This is a genomic window from Streptomyces mangrovisoli (assembly GCF_000974985.2).
Taxonomy (GTDB): domain Bacteria; phylum Actinomycetota; class Actinomycetes; order Streptomycetales; family Streptomycetaceae; genus Streptomyces; species Streptomyces mangrovisoli.
Genome location: NZ_LAVA02000101.1, coordinates 1 through 563, shown reverse-complemented (window position 1 = coordinate 563; position 563 = coordinate 1). Strand labels below are relative to the sequence as shown.

Annotated in this window: 1 protein-coding gene; it reads left to right on the top strand. The window is 68.6% G+C overall.

What is annotated here, in order from left to right:
• Positions 1-563, top strand: a 563-nt coding sequence (locus tag WN71_RS33775) for a 2-oxoacid:ferredoxin oxidoreductase subunit beta (RefSeq protein WP_143074909.1), incomplete at both ends; no start/stop codon positions are given.

The window sequence follows — 563 nt, the reverse complement described above, 5'->3', positions numbered from 1 at the left end:
GACTTCAAGTCCGATCAGGAAGTGCGCTGGTGCCCCGGCTGCGGTGACTACGCGATCCTCGCCGCCGTCCAGGGCTTCCTGCCCGAACTCGGCCTCGCACGCGAGAACATCGTCTTCGTCTCCGGCATCGGCTGCTCCTCACGCTTCCCGTACTACATGAACACCTACGGAATGCACTCCATCCACGGCCGCGCCCCCGCCATCGCCACCGGGCTGGCGGCCTCCCGCCGCGACCTGTCCGTCTGGGTCGTCACCGGCGACGGCGACGCCCTCTCCATCGGCGGCAACCACCTCATCCACGCCCTGCGCCGCAACGTCAACCTCAAGATCCTGCTGTTCAACAACCGCATCTACGGCCTCACCAAGGGCCAGTACTCACCCACCAGCGAGACCGGCAAGATCACCAAATCCACCCCGATGGGCTCCCTGGACGCCCCCTTCAACCCCGTCTCCCTCGCCCTCGGCGCCGAAGCCTCCTTCGTCGCCCGCACCATCGACTCCGACCGCACCCACCTCACCGAGGTCCTGCGCGCCGCCGCCGCCCACCCCGGCACCGCCCTGGT